Source organism: Leuconostoc suionicum (genome assembly GCF_001891125.1).
In the GTDB taxonomy this organism is placed as follows: Bacteria; Bacillota; Bacilli; order Lactobacillales; family Lactobacillaceae; genus Leuconostoc; species Leuconostoc suionicum.
In genome coordinates this window covers 834,715-852,394 of sequence record NZ_CP015247.1, presented here as the reverse complement: position 1 = coordinate 852,394, position 17,680 = coordinate 834,715, and the positions used below count along the sequence as shown (strand labels likewise).

At 37.6% G+C, this 17,680-nt stretch carries 12 protein-coding genes; 1 reads left to right on the top strand and 11 read right to left on the bottom strand.

The window, feature by feature from the left end:
* Positions 1 to 128: 128 nt before the first annotated feature.
* The 8 genes from A6B45_RS04235 to A6B45_RS04205 form a co-directional block, all read right to left on the bottom strand.
* Positions 129 to 773, bottom strand: coding sequence for a DUF1345 domain-containing protein (locus A6B45_RS04235; protein WP_072613495.1), 645 nt, complete (start codon positions 771 to 773; stop codon positions 129 to 131).
* 91 nt (positions 774 to 864) lie between these two features.
* Positions 865 to 1,392, bottom strand: a complete 528-nt coding sequence (locus A6B45_RS04230; RefSeq protein ID WP_072613494.1) for an Asp23/Gls24 family envelope stress response protein — start codon at positions 1,390 to 1,392, stop codon at positions 865 to 867.
* Between the two features lie 27 nt (positions 1,393 to 1,419).
* Positions 1,420 to 1,620 carry a DUF2273 domain-containing protein gene (locus tag A6B45_RS04225; RefSeq protein WP_072613493.1) on the bottom strand — a complete coding sequence of 67 codons (201 nt, stop codon included), beginning with the start codon at positions 1,618 to 1,620 and terminating at the stop codon, positions 1,420 to 1,422.
* A 17-nt stretch (positions 1,621 to 1,637) separates the two neighbouring features.
* Entirely contained in the window at positions 1,638 to 2,192 is a 555-nt protein-coding gene (gene amaP / locus A6B45_RS04220) for an alkaline shock response membrane anchor protein AmaP (protein ID WP_072613492.1), read from the bottom strand.
* A 24-nt stretch (positions 2,193 to 2,216) separates the two neighbouring features.
* The gene (locus A6B45_RS04215; protein ID WP_011679630.1) at positions 2,217 to 2,462 is read right to left on the bottom strand and encodes a GlsB/YeaQ/YmgE family stress response membrane protein; all 246 of its coding nucleotides are present in this window, start codon (positions 2,460 to 2,462) and stop codon (positions 2,217 to 2,219) included.
* 197 nt (positions 2,463 to 2,659) lie between these two features.
* Positions 2,660 to 2,794 (bottom strand): hypothetical protein, encoded by a 135-nt coding sequence (locus tag A6B45_RS10630; RefSeq protein ID WP_002827664.1) that lies wholly within the window; start codon positions 2,792 to 2,794, stop codon positions 2,660 to 2,662.
* Between the two features lie 231 nt (positions 2,795 to 3,025).
* A complete protein-coding gene (locus tag A6B45_RS04210; protein ID WP_072613491.1) occupies positions 3,026 to 3,895 on the bottom strand; it encodes an SDR family oxidoreductase in 870 nt (289 codons plus the stop codon).
* Positions 3,896 to 4,143: 248 nt separating this feature from the next.
* A complete protein-coding gene (locus A6B45_RS04205; RefSeq protein ID WP_072613490.1) occupies positions 4,144 to 12,753 on the bottom strand; it encodes a glycoside hydrolase family 70 protein in 8,610 nt (2,869 codons plus the stop codon).
* 209 nt (positions 12,754 to 12,962) lie between these two features.
* On the opposite strand from A6B45_RS04205, the gene A6B45_RS04200 reads away from it, so the two are divergent.
* Complete coding sequence (locus A6B45_RS04200) at positions 12,963 to 13,790, top strand: helix-turn-helix domain-containing protein (protein ID WP_072613489.1); 828 nt, start codon at positions 12,963 to 12,965, stop codon at positions 13,788 to 13,790.
* Positions 13,791 to 13,870: 80 nt separating this feature from the next.
* Here A6B45_RS04200 and A6B45_RS04195 read toward each other — a convergent pair whose 3' ends face one another.
* From A6B45_RS04195 to A6B45_RS04185, 3 genes are all read right to left on the bottom strand, one after another.
* The gene (locus tag A6B45_RS04195; protein ID WP_072613488.1) at positions 13,871 to 14,575 is read right to left on the bottom strand and encodes an L-ribulose-5-phosphate 4-epimerase; all 705 of its coding nucleotides are present in this window, start codon (positions 14,573 to 14,575) and stop codon (positions 13,871 to 13,873) included.
* Between the two features lie 5 nt (positions 14,576 to 14,580).
* Positions 14,581 to 16,200 (bottom strand): xylulokinase, encoded by a 1,620-nt coding sequence (locus A6B45_RS04190; protein WP_072613487.1) that lies wholly within the window; start codon positions 16,198 to 16,200, stop codon positions 14,581 to 14,583.
* Between the two features lie 98 nt (positions 16,201 to 16,298).
* Complete coding sequence (locus A6B45_RS04185) at positions 16,299 to 17,678, bottom strand: sugar porter family MFS transporter (RefSeq protein WP_072613486.1); 1,380 nt, start codon at positions 17,676 to 17,678, stop codon at positions 16,299 to 16,301.
* Positions 17,679 to 17,680 lie beyond the last annotated feature (2 nt).

The following is a 17,680-nucleotide window of genomic DNA, read 5'->3' as shown; positions in this document are numbered from 1 at the left end:
CTCTCTATCAGAACCTAAGTACAGACTACCACTGTCAAATTTTTTCCGCAAATATTTAGCTTGCACTTTCATCACGTTTGATTCTAAAAAAGGGCTAGATTTCTGTGCCCAGTATCCTAAAAAAGGGCTTAGCGACCACTAATCAAACTGGCTATAAAATTAATCATAGTGGCAATGAGCAGTGTACTAAAGGCAAAAGAAATGAGTGAGTGCCCTAAAGCAACTTTTCGAAAACGGGTTGTAGAAAAATTTGTATCAGAAACTTGGTAAGTCATACCAATGGTATAAGCTAAATACAAAAAATCCCAAAAATTCGGAAGATCCTTTGCATTAAATGATACCCCACCATTATTTTGGTAATAAATTTCCGTGTAGTGAATAGCGTACAATAATTGAATTAAATTCCAAGAAGAAAAAACACTAAAAATACAAAATACAATTTCCATGCGACTGCCTTTGCTGACAGTTAATAGCAAAATCACAATAAACACACTCACTGCACTTGAAAAGACAACAAACGCATCAATCAGTGGATATCGAATGCCTTCTTTGAGAATTACTTTCTTCGTGTGCCGGCCTTGATCCATCGGATAAAAAGAGTAAATTACTAAACAAAAAAGTACGACTATAGCGCAATCCCATCCTGTTAGAAGAATGTATTCCCAAGAAGCAGTCAAGGAAGTTAGCAAAGCTACTAAGGTACCGCTAGTTAAGGCAAGCAAGAAAACATTTCCATGTTTATGCAAAAATTTTTGAATTTTTATTCGCTTCATATCTTACATCACCCTAGCTCTAATATAAAAAGCACAACGTTTTGGCCGTTGTGCTGAAACTTACTACCGCAATTTCAAAACGCTTGTGCGTTTACTTGACACGATTGTCGTCATCGTTCACTGCTTGAGAAGTTGACTTTTTCACGGCATCAACGCCATCTGAAGTTTTTTCTTTGATGGTGCTACCAGCGTCTGTTACGCGATCCTGTAAGCTTGTTTGTGATGCGTCAAATTCTTTTTGTGTTTGAATATCAACTACTTCAACATTCAACTCAACTAGTGTCAAACTTGTTGTGTCTCGCACCTGTTTTGTGATTACCTCTGTTAGTTGCTTGTAAATATCATGTGCGTTGTGGCCGTATTCCATGATAATATCTAAATCTACCGCAACTTGTTCTTTTCCGACCTCAACACCAATGCCGTCAGTGGGATTATCCGTATTAACAATTTTATTTTTAATATTTGCGACAAAACCACCGTCAACACCTAATAATCCTGTCACGTTTTCAATTGCATAGCCCACTACCTTTTGAATCACTTTGTCATCAAATGTTAATTCACCTTTAGGTTGATGATTCTCTGTTGCTGTATTTTGTGTAGTTGTTTTCTCTGTAGTCATAATTAAGTCCTTTCTATATCTAAATAATTAATTTTTACGTGTAAATATTTTAGAGACAATTGATAAATCGACATTGTATGCGTCGAGCAGGTAGCCAATCCAACCTGCTAGTAAGGTGACAACTATAATCAAAATCGTCTTCCAAAATCCTACAGTTACTAATAGAGTTGACAGAATGAAACCCGCAAGACCACCAACCCAAATATTAATTGATTTTTTGTCTTTCATTATATCCGCACTCCTTTTTAAATCACACGTGTGACTTTACGCTTTGAGTTTGATTTCTGATTTACTTTAATATCAACTTTAATGGGAATTCGATTTATGCCAGCGAGTAAATCATTCAGGCTTTTCGTTAAATCGTATGAAATACGAGGTAATTCTTCGACTGTCGCCTGTTTATAAACTGAATCAGCAACAATATAAAATTTTCGTTGACGACGCGTATTTTTCAATCTCACTTTAATATTTGATAAATCTTCACCTGAGAGCTTTGTCTGAATAAACTGGTTGATCCCATGATTACTCAACGCAAGCCGTCCTTCTTTGGTTTGCTTCAAAGGAATATCTGGTAATTCTACCGGCCATATCAATATGAGTAAAAACACAAGCACGGTCAGTGACAGCAGTACAAGACCATAGTAATAAATGAAAAGATCGCTCTTAAAGTCTAAATGTATATTAAACTCTGCTAAAAATTTGAACATTTCATCAATTATTTGCGGCCATATTAACAAACAAAGCCCAACCAAATATCCGAGGCTGAAAATACTCAGAACAATTTTTTGACTTTTCTTCATATCATACCTCTCTATTATCTTATGCTACTGTTTTGCTCTCATCCCAAGCACCATTGACACGACTAGTACAAGGATCACAGCACCGATTATCGAAGGAATGATTGCCATTCCCGCCAAACTGGGTCCCCATTGTCCCAACAAAGCCTGGCCAATAGCCGATCCGATTAAACCAGCAATAATATTGCTAATCCACCCCATTGACTCACCACGATTTGTGATAGCACCTGCAATGGCACCAATAATGGCACCTACAATTAATGACCAAATCATAATCTTTCCTCCATTCTCTTCTCTATGAATTATGATATCCAATTCATTAGCCTAAATATAGCACTAACGGAAAGCGTTTACAAAAATAACGCTTTACCCCTTTACAAAACAATAACATTATGAGTTATTTTTTAAAGATTAAAAAAAACAATAGCCCCTTATCAATAAGTTGCTATCGTTATTATCTGTTCTATAGTTTAATTATGGATTTCCTCTTCCAAACGGTCCCCAGCTTTATCAATGCCTTTAGCTGCAAATATAGTTCCTCCAACTGCTATACCGCCTAGAATTAATGTAGATGCCAACAATACCTTAAGTACAGTTTTTAACATAGTTTTCCTCCTTTATGCCTAATAATGAAAATTTGTTAATTTTCGTTTGTTTTTTTCCAATTTCTGACAAAATAATAGAAACTGAACAATAATTGAGACAACGCCAAAAGCATTGACAGCTTATCCCAAAACCCGAATTTTTTATTCTTTTTATCCATCTTTTCTCCACTTTCTTCGTTGATCAAACTAAATTTCTAATTAATATCAACGAAATTTAAAGGAGCTCATGATTTACTTTAAGCCGCCAGTAACATTGATTGACTCACCTGTTACATAGCTAGATTCATTTGAAGCTAGGAAAACATAAGCCCCTGCTAATTCTGCCGGTTGACCAGCCCTACCGATGGGTGTCGATTGACCAAACGTTGGAATGTTCTCCGGCAACTGTCCACCAACAACTTGCAAAGGTGTCCAAATGGGACCAGGTGCCACACTATTCACGCGAATACCTCGATTAGCCAATTGCTTGGCTAAACTCATCGTCATATTTTTAATAGCAGCTTTTGTACCTGCATAATCCACGAGAAATGACGATGGTTGCTCTGCCTGAATAGAATTCGTTGTTATGATACTGCTACCAGGTTGCATATGTGGCAAAGCCGCTTTGACAAGCCAAATGAGGCTAAAAACATTTGTTGCATAAGTATCGGTTATTTGTTGTGTCGACAAATTAGCAATATCAACTTCTGCTTGTTGTTTGCCAGCTACCAACGTCAAAATACTTAAATCACCAAAAAAAGAAACTGCTTCGTCAATCAATTTTTGGCTGAATGCTTCATTCTTTAAATCACCTGGAACTAGCTTGATTTTACGACCTAATGATTCAATAATGCCCTTAACTTCTTGTGCATCTGATTCTTCTTCAGGAAGATAATTTAACACAATATCAGCACCTTCGTGTGCATACGCTATCGCCACAGATCTGCCGATTCCTGAGTCACCACCGGTTATTAGTGCTTTCTTATGCTTCAGGCGGTCATGCCCAACATAACTTGCTGCACCATCATCTGGCGTTGGCGACATCTTGCTTTGTAATCCTGGTTCAGGTTGACTCTGTTTTGGAAAATTCTGCTTTGCATATTCTCCACTTGTGTTTGTCATATAATTCCTCCCTTTTTCATACAATACTCAGCACAATCTTGACATACACTAATGGCGTGTATATGGTTTAACAAACACTTTGTTTGTTATGCCTACTATATCATTATAAGAGAGCGGTTACAAAAATTTTGCCTAGATACTTGCCAATGTAATTTGTTAATATCAGATGAAAACAAATCAAAAAAAAGGAAGCGTGATGATTTAAAAATCACACTTCCTTTCTCAACAATATAAGAAAACCTTGTTGATTAATTTGTTATAAAATCAGCATTCTTTTCTCCAATTTTGAAGTATTGACCTGTATTCCAATCTTTCAACACATATCCCATACCGTTTCCTAATACATTAGTACCATTCATATATTTAGCTGACCATTGTTTAATAGTCTCATCACTCGGCATATCTTTTCGTGTGTTTTGTGATAGTGTGTAGTACGGATTTGATCCGTCATTAGAATAATTTTTAACCCAGTAGTCATACGTCTTAGCTTCAAATAAATCTGGGTATTGTTGCTTCAATTCATTCAAATATTCACCACCATATTGGGCTTGATATTTACCTCCACCAACACTATTAACCGCATAAAGTTGTGTCCCAAATCCAGTTGACACATCATTGCCATAAACACCGGCACGTGAAGCTGATACGACCTCTTGGCCAGATAAATTATAAACTTGGTTATCAACTACATCAGCCATAACCTGCATGTTTGATTGGTGTAATGCTTTAATTGCAGTACGCAAATCCTTATCAGTACCGTACTTAGTTGGTGTTTCAAATCCCAAATCGTATCGATCAGTAAATGCATAACCATTATCAATCGTTGAATCTAAGAACGTGTGGTCCCCACTTGAACGATATTGTGGTGCCATTTCAAAACTTGTGATCCCCCACTTTTCAAATAAATTAGCATTTTTAGCAATTACTACGTTAGTCAGTTCATCATTGGTAGTTGCTTTAGGTTGAAAGTTAGAAAAGCCTTCGTAAATCAAGTTCGAATCTAATGCAGCATTAGAATGCAGTACTTTGTCATCAGTGTTTGCATCTGTTGATGCTGCTGTTCGGGCATCTTGATCGTCACTAGCACCTACTGGTACCCAAACTGCTAAGTAACCTGATACTTGTGGATTAGCAAATCCTTGCACACTAGTATAATCTTGACCAGCAATTTCCTTATTTGAGAACGTCAGTGTACCACGGTCATCTGTCCAAATTGTTGGTGCATCATTATCAGCATCATACGTAACAATACCATCACTAGTTGTCAACAATGCAGCTCGGTACTTTTGGTTTTTATGAGCAGCCCCCATCTCTAAGGTAACTGTATCTGAATCATTTAGTTTCAGTGAAGAATCATTACCGACCAGTATACCAACACCTTCAGTGCGTGTTTCATTCGTACCAAGGTCACTAGCTGTCATGGCGTCTTTACCAAAACGAACACTCTTTAGCAATCCATGTTCATCTACATTCATGGTTTGGCCACCACTCACATAACTCTTTCTGGTATTCATCAAGGAAACAATGGCATCATAATAAATACTTTGCTTTTCCATATATTGCCCATCGTCTTGATACATATCGCCGTAATAAACGCGTGGAACTGTATCCTTATTAGTAAGCATCAAAGCATAGATACTAGGTAAGTTATAGATGTTATACTTTTTATTCGTTGAACGTTGATCTTGATAATAAGCTGCTAATCCTTCTTTTAATTGGTCATCGGTGAAATTCGTCCAGTCTGCACCAGTAACGTCGGTAATTGCGGCACCAACCTTTTCTTGAATTCCCTTATCATGAGCATGAATAATTGAATAATTTGGCGTTGCTTCATTTTCTGTTGCATTGTTGGCGTGATCAGCTATGATCTGTCCACCATCAATGTCTTGCAACATATTAGTCAAGGAACTATTTTCCCCTGGTTGATTTGCTAGCGATAGTGTAGCTGCCTCTCTAAAGTTTGATTCAACTAAAGCATCACTCTTAATTGTAGAGGTGCCAGCATCTAATCCAGCTTCAACTAGTGAAATATGCTTATTAGCATTGTCTTCACTTGCATCAACTTTATAAGCATCACGCAAGTAATCATAGGTTCTTTGAATGGCATCATTATTAATAAAGTCAACGGCATCAATACGAATACTGTCAAAATTGGCATCATCATCATTAGCTGTAATTGTGCCAAAGTTCATTAAATAATGTAACCAATTCAAATTTTCAGCTTGAACTGCTGGGTTAGAATTGTCGACATCATTAGCAAGTAAGAAATCAAAAGCATTTCCAGATTCACGATAATCTGAATTGGTTGTTGGTGTTAAGTCACTATTACCATACTTAAGATAGCCACCTTCGAACCAAGCATCCCCTTGACCTTGATATTCAGAATCTTTATTCCAAATAAATTGTTGTTTCACAAACGAAGGCGTATCTTGATGAGCTTCAAACAAAAGATCTTTCAGCCAATCTGTACTCTTTTCTTTCGAAATACGCTGTTCAATAGCCATTTGGACTTTTTGCGCGGCGACATTCAAGTCATATTGATCAGATTGTAAATTGAATTGACTAGTTGTATCTAGCAAACCATTTTGCTTCATAAAATTCAAATAATTAACTTGGACATCTTTATTTGGCCACCAAACTGTGATCAGTGGACGTACGTCATTTGTTGAAGAAGCAACCCATGTCTGTCCGTTTTCCAAGATATCTTTGGGGCGATACCAGGTATCGGCCGTCAAGAAACCATCTATCGTATTCGTGAAGCTAGAACTATCATTGCTATAAGCAGCACTATGTTTGGCAAATTCATTAGTTGACATCGTTGCTGTATTTGTAAACAAATATTGTCCATTACCATTATTGTCAAAGTAGTATGTTACGCCATCAATGATAACCTGCTCATTCTTGACTTGACTACCATCAATTGGATTAAAGTATTGTAATTGATCATCAATCAGCACTAAGCCCGTGACTTGGTTATTTTGCTCATCAACATATGTTACTTTATCGTCATTGGTCACATACTTCCCAGTTGAGTAGGATTGCTGAATTTTACTGACTAGGTTACCCTCTGATGATTCAAAATAATAAAGGTTGCCATCATAGTTTGCAGCACCGCCTTTTAATTGCGCACCGGTGTTTAAATCAAAATATTGCAGACGACCGTTTATATTCTGTAGGCCCTTCAAAATTTGATCATTTGCATCGCGATAAACCCATGCAGACGAATTGTCACTTAACTGGATAGTACTATAGTGTCCTGAAACAACCTCAGAAACTATTTGTCCATCCCCTTGTTCCTTAGTGAAATAGTAGGTATCATTGCCAATTGTCACAAAGTTACCTTTAGTCTGCACGCCAGTTGTCAAATCGAAGTAACGTAATTGACCATCATTATTTGTATATAGGCCTTTTACATTTTCACCATCGACTTGATAATACCAATTCTGAGCCTTATCGGTTATGTATTGCCCGTTTGCAGGTAATACTGATATAGAATTTAGACTCTGTCTCTCTCCACTGTCTTTATCAAAGGTATAGAGAACGCCGTCAATTGTTCGTTTGTCGCCTTTAACTTGATAACCAGTTGGATCAAAAAACAAATTTTGCTTACCAATACGTTGCTCACCTGTTACAGCAACACCATTGGCATCAAAGTATGCCCATACACCACTAGCAACTTGTTCAAATCTATTTGTAATTAACTCACCGGAATCAGGATCATAAAAGTGCATTTCACCTGATGAATCAACATTAGCTTCACCCTTAACTTGTTGTCCGTCTGTCTTGAAGTAAAGATTTTGGCCATTAATTTTTTGAGCGCCTATTACAGCATTACCTTGATTATCCAAGTACATCCATGAACCGTCTGGTAATTCACCAAAATCATTTTTTAGTTTTTCACCGCTCATACCTGTGTAATAGTTTATTGTTCCATCATCATTAATTACTTTGTCGTTCTTAACTTGTCTACCATTATTGTCGAAATATAATTCCTGACCATTAATTTTTTGAGCGCCCGTAGCAGCAACACCATCATCATCTAGATACATCCATGAACCGTCTGGTAATTCTTCAAAACGACATACTACTTGTTTACCATCAGGATCAAAATAATAGATCTTATCATCAATCTTTTGAATACCAGTTGATGAAACACCTTTATCATCGAGGTAAATTGTTGATCCATCATCTAGTTTAACCAATGCGTTTTTGATTTGCTTACCATCATCACTAAAGTAAAGTGACTGGCCATCAATATTTTGCTGTCCTGTTAAAGGATTGCCATCATTGTCTAGATACATCCACGAACTGTCCGATAATTCTGCCCATGAATTAGTAACCATATTTCCTGTGTTGCTTTCATAATAATGAGTGTTACCTTGTCCATCTGTAGCAACGTCACCTTTGACTTGCTTTCCATCTTGGCCGAAATACAAGTTTTGTCCACCAATGACCTGTGACCCAGTCACTGGAAGACCTTTATCGTCCAAATATAGCCATGAACCATCGGATAACTTCTTGAATGTATTTTTAAGCTGGATTCCATTACTACTGAAATATAGTTTTTGACCGTCAATAACTTGTTCTCCTGTAACGGCATCACCCTTGTCGTTCAAGTATAGCCATGAACCATTATTCGTTTCACCCCATGAGCTCACTACCATATTTCCTGTGCTGCGATCATAATAATGTATTTTTCCACTATTATCAGTAATGGCTTCACCCTTTACTTGAATACCGTCTTCGTTGAAGTAAAGATTTTGACCGTTAATATTTTGCGGTCCTGTAACCGCTACACCGCTATCATTCAAGTATAACCATGAACCATCGCTTATTTTACCCCAGGAATTTATAACCATGTTTCCTGTCTTACCATCAAAATAGTGCACATTGCCATCAGCACTCTTTATAGCTGCGCCCTTAATTTGCACACCATTTGCATCAAAATATTGTTGATTTGTTGTACCATCTTCTGCAGTAATTGTTGTTAACCCTATAGCCATATGACCATCTGCAAAGAAATAACGCCAGTTGTTGTCTGATCCTTGGTAATATTGATTAGAAATTTGACGACCATCACTACTGTAGTAATACTCATTAGTCCCGTCAGACAAATAAGCATCTTGTAACTCTACACCATTTGGTAAGAAATAATACTTTTTACCATTAATTTCTTGAGCACCAACAACCATATAACCGTCATTATCAAAATAATACCAATTGTCATTATCTTGAATAAATGTATTCTTTGCTTGGTAGCCACTCGTAGAATAAAACTCAGTCTTACCATTGTCACCGGTGGTAAATCCTGTACTTGTTTTTTCACCTAACAGTTGCTTAGGTAAAAATTCACTACCACTTGAAACATTAAAGTATTGATTGGTTGACCAATCCTTGAGAACATACCACGCACCGCGTCCTTGAATGTTTGAGCCATTAAAATACTTAGCTGACCATTCTGTGATTTTGACATCAGGGTTCATTGCTTCACCTGTTGAAATTTGTTTTGTTTCAAATAACTCAGGATAATCTTGTTTTAATTTATCTAAGAAAGCACCTCCATATATAGCTTGATACTCTCCGCCACCAACAGTACGAGAATCATAAAGTGTATTGTTAATAACTGAGTTTTCATCCAACTTTCCTGAACCATTTGTTCGACTGGCTGTCACAATTTCTTCACCAGGCAAATTATAAATTTGGTCTGGGACCCAATCATTGATAGCCTGAATGCCTTGAGCATGTAAGGCTCTTAAAGCATCTAATAGTTGATCAACTGTACCGTATTTGGTAGGCGTGTTATAACCAATATCGTAGCGATCCGTGAAGGCATAGCCATTTTGAATAACTGAATCTAAGAAACTATTATCCGTACTTGAACGATATTGAGGCGCCAATTCAAAGCTTGTTATGCCAAGACTCTTGAACAATTGCGCGTTTTCGGCAATCTTGATATTGGTATACTCATCGGCCTGTGTTGGCATGGCTTGGAAGTTTGAAAAGCCTTCATATATAACTTGAGAATCCAAGGCACTATTTGAATGATAGGTATTCCCATCTGTTGATGCTGCTGTACTACTTTCTGTTCTAGCATCTTGGTTATCGCTTGCACCGACTGGCACCCAAGCTGCTAAATAACCAGAAACCTGGGCATCACTCACACCATAAACCATATCAGATTTGAAAATCAAACGGCCTTGGTCATCTGTATACGCCACCGGTGCCTCGTCATCACTATTATAAATTTTCAATCCATCTTTAGTACTTAACATTAATGCGCGGTAAGCTTGATTTTTGTGTGCGGCGCCCATGTTAAGAACAATTTGCTCATCATTATTCAGGTTTAAATCAGTTTTGTTGCCGACAATTAACCCAATACCTTGTGTGCGCGTTTCACTTGTACCAGTATCGGTAGCTGTCATGGCGTCTTTTCCATAGCGGACTGACGTCAAAAGGCCTTGATTATTATGAAGGTAAGTCATATTCATAGATTGACCACCTGAAACATATTTTACTCGCGATTGAAGTAATGAAGTAAGTGCATCATAATATGGTGATTTTGCAGACATATATTGTCCATCATCCGTGAACAAATCACCATAATACACACGAGGAATTGTATCTTTGTTAGTTAGCATCAATGCATATGATGAGGGTATATTATATGCAGTATACTCTTTATCAGCCTTTAATTCGTCAGCATTATATATTTCGAATGCTTTGGCAATTTCGTCTGTTGAGACGGTTAATCCATCGGAATTAGGATTAATTTTATCTTTAATAATTTGAGCAATAACTGTTTGTACTTCACTATCATGTGCACGAATAAATGAATAGTTCGGTTGGGCTTCATTTTCTGTGGCATCTGTTGCACGATTTACTAGACTCGTTGAAATTGCTGGTTCCAAACCGCTACGAGCACTACTTGGCATATTCAATGAATACTTCAATGCCAAATGCATTGGGAAATCCATAGTTAATTGGTTATTTCCCTGTGCTTTTACATACGCTGGATCATTATTATCCCAGTCTTCTAAGATGGAAATGTGATTGTTTGCATTAGCGTCACTTTGATTGGTTCCATACGCGGCTTTAAAGTAATCTCCAGCAATTTGCAATAAGTCAGCATTCACGTTATCAACAGCATCAACTCTGTAACCGTCAAAATTTGCTGTTGGATCATTTTGCGCGATGCTACCGATATTCATCATGTAGTATAACCAATTCAATTGTTCAGCTTGAACAATTGGGTTAGAATTATCAACGTCGTTGGCCAACAACATCTCATAACCACCTTGATCACCATTTGTTGCAATTTGACCTTTTTGGTTAGTTGGCGTTCGATTTAATAAACGATAATCAGAATTGGCATTTGGTGTCAAATCACTATTAACGTATAAGAGCGCACCACCTTGCAAATGATCTGTTCCTTTAGACTCACTACTAATGTTCCAATTCGATTGTGAGTCAACCATTTGGTTCATATCGGCCTTAAGCCAGTCAGTACTACCCAATAGACCAATTTTTTCTTCAATATTTTTTTGAACAGTCATAGCCGTATCCGTCAAACTATTCATACTATCATTGTTTGATAATACCACGTCATCTGATAATAATCCCGCAGATTGCATATATTTTAAGTATGAAACTTGGGTATCTTTATCCGGCCACCAAGACATTAACAATGGTCGAAAATCGTTTGCTGTTGAAGCTGTCCAAGTTGTACCATTTTTTAATATATCTTTAGGTCGGTACCAACTGTTAGCCGTTAGATAGCCATCAACTTGTGTAAAACTATCCGAAGACAATGAATAAGCCGCATTATGCTCATTTCCTATATTGACCAAACCATCGGTATATTGACTACTATTTGATGTCAAAGCACCATTATCTTTGTCGAAATATAATACTTGACCGTCAACAATGGCTGTAAAATTTTTCTTAGGCTGACCATCATCACCAATGAAATAAGTTTTACCATCGATTTGTTTAATGCTTTTTGATTTTTCTGATATTGTGGCTGCTACTTTATCTGTTGCAGTTGTTGTGGACGCTACTTTGTCCGTTGATGTTGTCGCATCGGCTGCTTTATCTGTTGCAGCTGCTGTGGACGCTACTTTGTCCGTTGATGTTGTCGCATCAGCTGTTTTATCTGTTGCAGCCGTTGTGCCCGCTACTTTGTCCGTTGATGTTGTCGCATCAGCTGTTTTATCTGTTGCAGCCGTTGTGCCCGCTACTTTGTCCGTTGATGTTGCCGCATCAGCTGTTTTATCTGTTGCAGCTACTGTGGACGCTACTTTGTCCGTTGATGTTGTCGCATCAGCTGTTTTATCTGTTGCAGTTGTTGTGGACGCTACTTTATCCGTTGATGTTGTCGTATCAGCTGTTTTATCTGTTGTAGCCGTTGTGCCCGCTACTTTGTCCGTTGATGTTGTCGCATCAGCCGTTTTATCTGTTGCAGCTGCTATGGACGCTACTTTGTCCGTTGATGTTGTCGCATCAGCTGTTTTATCTGTTGCAGCTGCTGTGGACGCTACTTTGTCCGTTGATGTTGTCGCATCAGCTGTTTTATCTGTTGCAGCTGCTGTGGACGCTACTTTGTCCGTTGATGTTGTCGCATCAGCTGTTTTATCTGTTGCAGCCGTTGTGCCCGCTACTTTATCTGTTGTCGCCACTGTGGTATCTACCACTTTGTCTGTTGCTTGCGACACCGTAACATCAGTGTTATTAGTGCTATCAGCGCTTACGTTAGTTGCGGAAACGCCAAATATCACAGCAGAAAAAATACCAGCTGTCACTAACATTTTCCCAGATTTATACAATTTTTTACGATCGCATATTATTCTTTTGTCTCTCATGAAATTTTCCCTCACTTCATATTCTTACCGTAAAGTACTCATAAAGATGTCAAACCTTTACCATTTCATTCTATAAGCCTTATGCTTCCCTTTTGTATTTTATGCATAATAGCATATTCAATATTGAATAAAGCAAAAAAACTAGTACATACCGTGCTAGTTTTTAGTTACTAAATTTTATATAGCAATAGGATGGGGGATTCGTAATTATGAAAGAATTTAAGAGCAACATTATCAAAGAAAAGAGAAAATTGAGAAATATGTCTCAAGCGCAACTGGGCGATATCATTGGCTCCCAGGCGATGGTTTCCAGAATAGAAAATGGGCAAATCTTGCCAAATGCTCAAACCATATTTATTCTTTGTAACAAACTTGAGATTACCGTTGAGGAATATTTCTATAGTGTATTTGGTCCGGATCAAAATACGACAATTTTTAAAAATAATCTAGATAAACTATACGTGCAGGGAAACATTGATGAATTACGTAAAATCTTTTCACGCTATAAACATCATAAATCATTAGATATAGAAACAAAGCATCGCATGCTAATAGTAAAATCAACTATTTACCATCTTTTCTTTCAATCAGCAGATGAAATTGATCAAAAAATACTTTTTTCATATTTTGATCAAATTATTAATTGGCGGCTCTACGATATCTATTTATTTGAATCCACTATTAATATGCTTCCTGTTAAAAAAACGAAATCGTATTTCTTAGACATTCTGTCACAATACAACAGTGAATCTAATGTTATGTGCTACCCTGATATAATTACTAGTACGATAATTAAATATTTGGAAACTAGTATCATGCAGAAGGAAAATAATGTTACTACTTTTTTACTTAATAAATTAGAAATGGAAAAAATATCACTCAACACCAATCAAAAATTATGGAAATTATTTCTAACCGGAATTTATTATAATAATGAAAAGAAAATAAAAGAAGCCTACAACATTACGGAATATCTAAACGATGTTAACACCACTCATTTATTTGATCGAATGCTGTCCTACTACACTAAAAAATAACACGATTAACATGTAAAAAGAGCTCCTGAAAAATCAAGGACTCTTTTTTATTGACTTTCGCTATCTTAATAAATCATATTTCAATGAGTATTTTGTCCATAATATGCGTTTTCACCATGTTTTCTATAGTAATGACGATCTAACAAATATTGCGGTACGTGAATATCTTGAGAAGGATTAAGGTTCATAGTATGATAATCAATTTCAGCTACAACATCCAAAACTATAGCATTATGAACCGCATCCATAGCATCCTTCCCCCATGTAAATGGTCCATGATCATTTGTCAAAACACCTGGAACTGCCTTAGGATCAATATCTTCACTTTCAAACGCGCGTACGATTGATTTCCCAGTATTTAGTTCGTACTCACTATCTACCTCATTTTTAGTCAAACGCCGAGCAACTGGAACATCCCCATAAAATGTGTCCGCATGGGTTGTTCCAGCAGCAGGAACTGGTATTCCTGCTTGAGCAAAGGCAACAGCCCATTTTGAATGGGTGTGAACAATTCCACCCAAATCAGTCCAATGTCGGTACAAAAATGCATGGGTTGGTGTATCTGTGGAAGGATTCAAATCTCCTTCCACAACATGCCCATCTAGACTAACAACCACCATGTCTTCAGGCTTAAGGTCATTATAATCAACACCACTAGGCTTAATTACAAAGACCCCTTTCTCGCGATCAACTTGGGAAACGTTTCCCCAAGTTAAGGTCACTAAATTATTAGCTGGCAAAGCCATGTTAGCTTCGTAAACTTCTTTTTTCAAATCTTCTAACATAACGTTTACTCCTTCTCTTTTTTTGATGGCAATGTTTTAATCGCTGTCAATTCAATATCTAGCCCTGCGACATATCGCTCCATAAACTGTTCAAAGCCTTGAACATCTTCAGGTTCAGGAGATAAAGTTTCGTATTTCTCATTGATAAACACATCATTATCCAAAAAACTATCTAAAGTTTGATCCGATTTTCTATTTACCGTGTACAAAGACAACACAGCCATTCCCCATGGGCCACCTTCACCTGCTGTTTTCATTACGGTAATATCGGTATTTAGTGCTGCGGCTAATAGTTTTTGGGCAACAACGGGTGTTTTGAAGACACCTCCTTGCGCCACGATATTGTCTGTCAAAACTTTCTCGTCAGACAGAATGCGCATACCAATTTTAATAGCACCAAACGCCGTGAAAAAATGAAATCTCATCAAATTACCAATAGTGAATTCAGAATCTGGTTGTCGCACTAACAATGGCCGCCCTTCTGGAACAGCGGTAATATTCTCACCAGAATAATAGCCATAACCAGACAGACCACCAGCATCTGGTTCTGCTTCCGTCAATGCGGTATTAAAAAGTACTTGATATAATTCACTGGTAGAAATATTACTGCCAATCATCTTAGCAAATTGTGAAAATAGTTTGACCCACGCACTCAAATCAGACGCTGAATTATTAGCATGAACCATTGCTACTGGCAAACCAGTAGGCGTTGTCACTATATCAATATTTGTATAAACGTGCTGTAGACTTTTTTCTAGTACAATCATAGAAAAAATTGATGTACCTACTGAAATATTTCCAGAACGTTTTTTAACACTGTTAGTTGACACCATACCCGTCCCTGCATCTCCTTCCGGAGGTGCAATAGTCGATCCTGCTGATAAATTGCCACTAGGGTCAAGTAACCTAGCCCCTTTCTCTGTTAAGTACCCACCAACCTCACCAGCTGTTAATGGCTTTGGTAGTAAGTCTTGAATGTGCCAATTATATTGTTGGACAGACTTCAAAGAATCAAACTGGCTCAACATGTGCTGATTGTAGCTCCCAGTTTTCTCGTCAATTGGGAACATTCCAGAAGCATCCCCGATACCTATAACTTTTTGATCAGTTAATTGCCAATGAACGTAGCCTGCCAAGGTTGTTAAAAATTCAATGTTTTTGACATGGGTCTCTTGGTTCAAAATAGCTTGATAAAGATGAGCAACACTCCAACGTTGTGGAATATTAAATTCAAATAATTTTGTCAATTCTAGCGATGCCTCTTCAGTGATTGCATTACGCCATGTACGAAAAGGAACCAATAATTCATTGTTTTTATCAAATGCTAGATAACCATGCATCATCGCTGAAAATCCCATGGCTTTAATTTGTTTTATCTCAACATTGTAATCGACAGATATTTTCTTTCTAAGATTGCTATAGGCTTTTTGCAATCCCAGCCAAATATCATTTATCGCATATGTCCACAGCCCATCTTGCAAACTGTTATCCCATTCATAGCTACCTGAAGCAATTGTTTTGAAATCTTCAGTTGTTAAGATTGCCTTTACCGTCGTCGAACCAAATTCAACACCAAGTGCAACTTCACCATTTTTAATTGCTTGTTTTATTTTTTCATCTGCCATAAATATGCTCTCCTTTATGGAAAAACGCCAACCAGTACAAGATGCCCGCTCTGCGATTTTCCTATTTCAACTGAACCAGTTAATCTATCGAATAACCTTTATTGGTTTGTTCCTTGCGCTTCTATTTCTTCAAGCGTTCTGCCATGAGTTTCGGGTACGGCAAACTTAATAAATAAGACGGCGATGATTGAAATTACACCAAAGATAGCAAATACCGTTGCTTGCGGCATGGCAGCCGTCATGATAGGAAATAATAATCCTACAGCGAAGGAACCAAGCCAATTAAATGACGATGCCAAGCCACTTGCACGTCCACGAATAGCCAGAGGGAATACCTCACCTACTAATACCCAGGTCAAAGGCGCCCAAGTAAATGAATAGAAGGCTACAAATATGGATAGAAAAACAACAATCAACATTGGTGGGAATTTATCAGCCCCAACTAATGCATTGAGCGCTGAAGGCATTAAGAATGATAAAGCCATTACTGTTCCGCCGACCATTAACAATGTGCGACGTTTAAATTTATCTGCAATTACCATGTACAATAATGCGCCAAGTACAAGTATCACACCTTGTACGATAGGCCATAACAATGCACTTGAAGCAGCTTGGCCGCTTGCCTTTTCAACAATTAGCGGAATATAGTAAAATATTGCGTTTGCGCCCATAAACTGTTGAAAAGCTGCAACACCGATACCTGCAGTCACTAAATACCTGTACTTGTTAGAAAACAATGTACCTAGAGTGACATTCTTCTGTGCTCCTGACTCAACTGCTACAGTGTTTTGTATGTCTTCTAATTCTGAGTCCACCTCATTGGCAGTACGAATATAAGTTAGCACTTGTCTTGCTTCGGCTAATTTATGCGTTTTCACTAAAAATCGTGGTGACTCAGGCAAACGAAGAACACCAAAGAAAAGTATGATTGCTGGTACGGCAGCTAAACCAAGCATTAATCGCCAAGCAAGTGTATGAGGTAACCCTTGCAGCAAATAATCAACAATATATGATAAAAGCATTCCAGAAACAATCATCAATTGATTCAATCCAGATAAACGACCTCTCGTTTTGGCTGGCGCCATTTCAGACATGTATGAAGGAACTAATGCCGAAGCTGCCCCAACAGCTAAGCCCAAAAGGAAACGAGCAAAGAGCAACCAGGCTACACCGTTATTCGGGGAGATTCCTGCCATCAGCGCACCTACTGCAAAGATAAACGATGAAGCTAATATCATCCGACGCCGACCTAATTTATCTGACAATTGACCAGCTAATGCACCACCGAGAATTGCTCCTAACATCAAAGTTGAAGTAATCCATCCGATTGTTCCAGCATCTGTTAAATGCCAGTCTTTTTGTAAAAATGGTAAGGCACCAGTCATAACACCGATATCGTAGCCAAATAAAATTCCACCAAATGCACCAAAGAAATATATAAATGAACTGGTGATTTTTTTCGTAGATCCATTTTCCATGA